Raw genomic sequence first — 4,608 nt, 5'->3', positions numbered from 1 at the left:
CAATGTCCGAAGCAATAGCTGGAGTCACTGAGAAGCCTACGCCATACTGTACTCAGTTGGCGTAGGAGTATGTCACTTACCTTCGAGCCAGCAGAGGAGGCGATCGTGCAATGGATTCAGTGAACCTTCAATATCGCAGCATCGTTGAAAAACTTCTCCAAGAATATATCGATTTTCTCGGTAATGACGACCTAGCGGAGGTCAAATTAGTATTAGACGAAAAGCACGATCGCTATTTGTTAGTCGAAACAGGCTGGCAAAACGGTTATCGCATCTATGGAAATCTGATCCACATTGAAATTATCGACAATAAACTTTGGATCGAACACGACGGTACGGAAGATGGAGTTGCTTACGAGTTGATGGCGGCGGGAATTCCCGAAGCAGATATTGTTTTGGCTTTCAAGTTACCGGAACTGCAAAAAGTGCGATCGGCGAAGCTATCCCGTAGGGAATCGGCCGCGATTTCGCGATTGAGGGCGCTTTACACAATAAACAACCAAACAGAAAAGCCAATGACCCGAATAGGTTTGGCTTTTCTGGTACTTGTAAATTCAGCAAAACGCTACCGCTGAATCTTGGAGACGACACCCGCACCGACGGTACGATCGCCCTCGCGAATGGCAAAACGCATACCTTGTTCGATCGCGATCGCCCTCAGTAACTTCTAGCCATCGCCTCTAATATTACCGACAGAATACTTATTGTCTTTCATAACTCTCATCAAAAATCTTAGAGCTTCATTCACTGCTTCAGAGTCAGGAAACATTTCTGCAACATCAGGTTCCAGATGAACGTTCAGCCCGCCAAAACTCTTCCGTCCAGGGCCTAACTTTCTCACTCGCAAGCTCTTCAAATCGTATTCCGATCGCAGCTCATCTTCCATATCTGTTTCAACCTTCTTCATAAACTTCTCGCTCCCCTCTTGTTACTTCTCTGGCGCTAATTAAACGAATTGCATCGCCCCTTTCCGTATACGACACTATTAATAAACGACCTCGGCGCGATGCTCCAATAATAATATATCGATCTTCCTCATCAGAATGGTCGGGATCGTAGAAATCGACATATAGCCGATCGTCAAAAACAGTTTTTGCCTCTTCAAATGAGACTCCGTGCTTTGACCGATTTGCCGCTGCTTTATGTTCATCCCACTCACAATTCATCTACTTATTGTAGCATCATGCGTTTATTGAACGCAACTGTGTTGTGCAGGCACGAACGTTATTTCTATTGACTAGCGATCGCCACACTCACCATCTTACAACTGCTCAAACGGAAAATGGAGGAGTCGAACCTCTACAGCTTATCGCTGCACTCTGGTTTTCCAAACCAGTCGCCGTCCACACAGCAGCAGTTTCCAAGTTTTTTATTTTTAACCGCAGATGAACGCAGATGAACGCAGATGAATACAAAAAACGGCGTTGCTGATTTACGGTATGAAAGGCTAAATATGCAATTCATAAAAACCAGCGTCTACAAAGCTTCTGGATTTTAAAATTATTTATTTCATACCCTGATTAAGCAACGCCCAAAAAACTTTGTATTCATTCACTTTCTTGTCTGGCAATTATCTGCGTTAATCGGTGTTTATCCGCTTTGTATCTGCGGTTGACTTATCAATCAAAAAATTATGTAATTGAATAAATATGACAACTCAGCCCAGCATTTTATCACCTAAAATATAAGGCAACAATTTAGCGATATTTCTAGCATCATCAATCCCTCGGTGATGAGTTCCTTCTAGAGGTAAACCCGCAAGTTCTAAGGCTTTTTCCATGCCGTACCGTTTTGGCAAACCTTGGGTTTCTGAAAACACTTTTTTGAGATTGACGTGAGGATAAGCAATGGGAAAAGGGAGTTGATGAAAGTTGCTATCCTTTTTAAATTGTTTGCGATCGAAGTCGCCCCAGGAACCAAATACACCGTTTGAGTAGCCAGACAGCCAGTTTTTCAGCATAGCGCTTGCTTCTGGGTAAGTTGGGGCGATCTCGACTTGCGTTTGGGCGATCGATGTTAATGACGTGCAAAATTCGGTAAGAATGGGATGGCGTATGGGTTTGACGAAGCTTTGAAATTCATCAACGATGGTTAGTGTTGTGGATTTTATCATCACTGCTCCAATTTCGATAATTTCCATGTCATTTCGGGCGATCGATCCTTTGTCGCAGCAGGTTGCTTCAAGATCGAGCACGAGATAATAGTTGAACTGTTTTAAATTAATCATAATTTAACCTAAGTTTTAATCGTCGCCGTGTTTAACTCGATAATGCAGCAGCATGAAACCGTTGCTGTAAATTTGGCGATCGCCTAGTTCCAGATTCGTCGGTGCGATCGCCCTCGCAAACATCGGAATTCCCGCCCCCATGACTACCGGATTCAACTTGACAATCATCTCGTCAATCTCAGAAAAAAGAGTTGCCGCTAACTCACCGCCACCGCACAGCCAGATATCTTTACCCGTTTCCTGCTTCAATTCCTGAACCAATCCAACTGGATTGTCGGAAACGAGTTCAACATTCCGATCTGGGCTGGCTGGCATACTGCGCGAAAAGACATACTGTTTCAAGCTGGGATAAGGATTAGTAAACCCACATTTAGCCCGACTTCATAGGTTTTGCGTCCCATCAAAACAGCATCAAACTGCTTGTTTCCCGCGCGAATGCCTAGTGCTTCGTGAAGGTGCGCCGGAATAGTTTCGGGAAAGCGATCGAACAAATCGGCAAAATGTTCTCCTGACATCGGAAAACAATCAAATGAGCCATCTTCGCGAGCAATAAAACCGTCAACGGTGCAAGCAACGTAATATATTAGTTTTCTCATATTTAACGTTTTTTAAGAAGTTTTGGGAATCACCAAGGCTGAAACCATCCTAGCAGTAGCGCTTTTCAAGTGCGCGATCGCCCGCATCCCTACAGTCGATCGTCGGAAAGGGCGATCGGTACTCCGAAAGAAGATAAGCTGATGTCAACTAAATATGACTGCTGAAAATGGCCGACAAAGAAGAGACTGCTGTGATTAAAGTCACAGTTCCCAAGAGTTTGCACGAAAAACTGAGAAAAATCTCCCAGCAGACAGGAGTTCCTATGTCCACTCTGCTAGTCATGGCGGCCGTCAAGGAATACAACCTCGTGGATGAACCAGAGTCTAAGTAACTATTAGTATACTTTAAGTACCCTTTAAAGGTACTATATGGTATATTTCAGGAATAGTCAACCCTGGAGGTGTACTTATGACTCAAGATCAACTCGAAGCCCTTGTCGATGAACTCGGCTTAGTGGCTGTCGTTAGCCTGCTGGCAACTATTTGCCACAACAAAGCCCGACAAACCTTGTGCCTGAAGGGACAAGGGGCTACTCCTTATACAGCTTGGAACAGCAATGGCTTCTTGCTGAAGCAGTTGATGACCAGACTGCGCCCGATCGGCAGTTGCGATCGGGATGTCAACCTTAACAGCAACTGAGGTTCAAACCCGCGCAAGGGCGTAAAGCATTGATTTGAGTCGGTTAACTGCCGAGTATCTATGCTTTAACTGTCAGAGTACGGGTTGAAACTCGTCGCTTTTGAATCACGAATGGAGAGGACGGGACTCGAACCCGCATCGATCGACAGCAGCTTTCAGGAAACGCGCTTCCTTACTGCCCGCAAGCAGACGGGAACTGCCCCCATCTCGGACTGTTAATTCCTTTCAGTGCCTCTGCAACCCGCTGCCAGTTTGCGGTTTCAGGGAACGTCGCGAAGCAACTTTTTACCCTACTCAACAAACGCGATCGTCCTTTTGAGAGCCGCTTTACCTAGTTTTTACGGTGCCATTCCAATTAGGCGACCTCCCCAAATTTCTTATTACTACAAAACAGCAAATTCGTGGGCAAAATCAAAGAATATTTGTAACCCACACTCCGCACTTCAATAACACTACATAGAATAGTACATTGCTAGGCTGGAATGAATAAGTAAAAATACTTAGGAAATTTGAGGTCAAAAAGTGAGACAATAAAAAAAGTCAAAAATATTATATAGCTAAAAAAATGTCCCCAGCTTCAGAAATTAAAATCAAAAATATCGATCACTTAGGAATAGTAGCTGGACTCATTGATGAGATAGGAATAGTTGAAATAATCAACTCTCAATTAGGAATAGATGTTCGGGAAAAAATTTCAGCAGGAATATTAGTAAAAGCTATTTTAATCAATGGATTAGGGTTTGGGTCAAGACCTTTGTATCTATTTAGTCAGTTTTTTGAAGACAAAGGAATCGAAACCTTGTTAGGCACGGGGATTAAAGCGGATTATATAAATGATGATAAAATTGGAAGAGTCATGGATAAATTATATAAATATGGATTGAATAAAATATTTATGGAAATTGTGTTAGCGGCGATTAAGAAGTTTCAAATAGATCTAAAATATGCTCACTTAGATTCTACATCATTCCACTTACATGGGGAATACAAAAATCCCCAAAATCAAAACAAAGAAACAGAAATAATTAAATCACTCCCAGTAAACATAACATTCATGATATTCTCGCGGGTAGTAATAAATATGTAGTGAAATTTAATTACAGTAATTGAATACATAGGATAATTTTATAACTCACACAATCAAG

The 4,608-nt window shown here is 42.6% G+C and carries 9 protein-coding genes and 2 pseudogenes; 5 read left to right on the top strand and 6 right to left on the bottom strand.

Annotated elements, in window-relative coordinates:
• Positions 1–110 precede the first annotated feature (110 nt).
• A complete protein-coding gene (locus tag QUB52_RS28635) occupies positions 111–575 on the top strand; it encodes a XisI protein (RefSeq protein ID WP_332975616.1) in 465 nt (154 codons plus the stop codon).
• Here the strand turns inward: QUB52_RS28635 and QUB52_RS28630 are convergent.
• The 3 genes and pseudogenes from QUB52_RS28630 to QUB52_RS28620 form a co-directional block, all read right to left on the bottom strand.
• A pseudogene (locus QUB52_RS28630) lies at positions 566–667 on the bottom strand (hypothetical protein); the annotation flags it as partial. The gene QUB52_RS28635 and the pseudogene QUB52_RS28630 overlap by 10 nt on opposite strands.
• Entirely contained in the window at positions 668–907 is a 240-nt protein-coding gene (locus QUB52_RS28625; protein ID WP_265234038.1) for a hypothetical protein, read from the bottom strand.
• Positions 894–1,166, bottom strand: a complete 273-nt coding sequence (locus tag QUB52_RS28620) for a BrnT family toxin (RefSeq protein ID WP_265234037.1) — start codon at positions 1,164–1,166, stop codon at positions 894–896. The genes QUB52_RS28625 and QUB52_RS28620 overlap by 14 nt, the downstream gene beginning before the upstream one ends.
• Positions 1,167–1,209: 43 nt before the next feature.
• Here QUB52_RS28620 and QUB52_RS28615 point away from each other — a divergent pair, with 43 nt between their 5' ends.
• Entirely contained in the window at positions 1,210–1,389 is a 180-nt protein-coding gene (locus QUB52_RS28615; protein WP_332975617.1) for a hypothetical protein, read from the top strand.
• 268 nt (positions 1,390–1,657) lie between these two features.
• Here the strand turns inward: QUB52_RS28615 and QUB52_RS28610 are convergent, their stop codons facing one another.
• From QUB52_RS28610 to QUB52_RS28600, 3 genes are read right to left on the bottom strand one after another with little or no spacing between them, the layout of a single operon-like run.
• Positions 1,658–2,227, bottom strand: coding sequence for a 3'-5' exonuclease (locus QUB52_RS28610; RefSeq protein WP_265234036.1), 570 nt, complete (start codon positions 2,225–2,227; stop codon positions 1,658–1,660).
• Between the two features lie 15 nt (positions 2,228–2,242).
• Complete coding sequence (locus tag QUB52_RS28605; RefSeq protein WP_265234035.1) at positions 2,243–2,542, bottom strand: dihydrofolate reductase family protein; 300 nt, start codon at positions 2,540–2,542, stop codon at positions 2,243–2,245.
• 23 nt (positions 2,543–2,565) lie between these two features.
• A complete protein-coding gene (locus QUB52_RS28600) occupies positions 2,566–2,823 on the bottom strand; it encodes a dihydrofolate reductase family protein (protein ID WP_265234034.1) in 258 nt (85 codons plus the stop codon).
• Between the two features lie 167 nt (positions 2,824–2,990).
• Here QUB52_RS28600 and QUB52_RS28595 point away from each other — a divergent pair, with 167 nt between their 5' ends.
• The 3 genes and pseudogenes from QUB52_RS28595 to QUB52_RS28585 form a co-directional block, all read left to right on the top strand.
• Entirely contained in the window at positions 2,991–3,155 is a 165-nt protein-coding gene (locus tag QUB52_RS28595; RefSeq protein ID WP_332969197.1) for a ribbon-helix-helix domain-containing protein, read from the top strand.
• A gap of 77 nt (positions 3,156–3,232) precedes the next feature.
• Positions 3,233–3,463, top strand: coding sequence for a hypothetical protein (locus QUB52_RS28590; protein WP_332969201.1), 231 nt, complete (start codon positions 3,233–3,235; stop codon positions 3,461–3,463).
• Positions 3,464–4,028: 565 nt separating this feature from the next.
• A pseudogene (locus QUB52_RS28585) lies at positions 4,029–4,511 on the top strand (IS1634 family transposase); the annotation flags it as partial.
• Between the last annotated feature and the right edge of the window lie 97 nt (positions 4,512–4,608).

The organism is Microcoleus sp. A6-C6, from assembly GCF_036705955.1.
Taxonomy (GTDB): domain Bacteria; phylum Cyanobacteriota; class Cyanobacteriia; order Cyanobacteriales; family Microcoleaceae; genus Microcoleus.
The sequence above is the reverse complement of the archived record's forward strand: the minus strand, read 5'-3'. Positions and strand labels throughout refer to the sequence as shown.

Excerpts from the sequence above, each read along its gene's own strand:
- QUB52_RS28610 (WP_265234036.1), bottom strand. The coding sequence starts at position 2,227 with ATGATTAATTTAAAACAGTTCAACTATTATCTCGTGCTCGATCTTGAA.
- QUB52_RS28590 (WP_332969201.1), top strand. The coding sequence starts at position 3,233 with ATGACTCAAGATCAACTCGAAGCCCTTGTCGATGAACTCGGCTTAGTG.
- QUB52_RS28635 (WP_332975616.1), top strand. The coding sequence starts at position 111 with ATGGATTCAGTGAACCTTCAATATCGCAGCATCGTTGAAAAACTTCTC.
- QUB52_RS28605 (WP_265234035.1), bottom strand. The coding sequence starts at position 2,542 with ATGCCAGCCAGCCCAGATCGGAATGTTGAACTCGTTTCCGACAATCCA.
- QUB52_RS28625 (WP_265234038.1), bottom strand. The coding sequence starts at position 907 with ATGAAGAAGGTTGAAACAGATATGGAAGATGAGCTGCGATCGGAATAC.
- QUB52_RS28595 (WP_332969197.1), top strand. The coding sequence starts at position 2,991 with ATGGCCGACAAAGAAGAGACTGCTGTGATTAAAGTCACAGTTCCCAAG.
- QUB52_RS28620 (WP_265234037.1), bottom strand. The coding sequence starts at position 1,166 with ATGAATTGTGAGTGGGATGAACATAAAGCAGCGGCAAATCGGTCAAAG.
- QUB52_RS28600 (WP_265234034.1), bottom strand. The coding sequence starts at position 2,823 with ATGAGAAAACTAATATATTACGTTGCTTGCACCGTTGACGGTTTTATT.